The 245-nt window shown below is 68.6% G+C and carries 1 protein-coding gene; it reads left to right on the forward strand.

Annotated features, from left to right (window positions below):
* The coding region (locus AC0L3S_RS39645) for a phosphoenolpyruvate carboxykinase (ATP) (protein WP_473285425.1) at positions 1–245 on the forward strand (245 nt) is incomplete at both ends.

The raw sequence follows: 245 nt of genomic DNA on the forward strand, positions 1-245 counted from the left end.
GAAGACACCCGCGTGGTCGACTTCGACGACGGCTCCAAGACCGAGAACACCCGCTCGGCCTATCCGCTCGAATTCATCCCGAACGCCTCGCGCACCGGCCGCGCACCGCAGCCGAAGAACGTGGTGATGCTCGCCGCCGACGCCTTCGGCGTGCTGCCGCCGATCGCCAAGCTCTCGCCGGCGCAGGCGATGTATCACTTCCTGTCGGGCTACACCGCCAAGGTCGCGGGCACCGAGCGCGGTCT

This window comes from Bradyrhizobium sp. Ken01 (assembly GCF_055807355.1).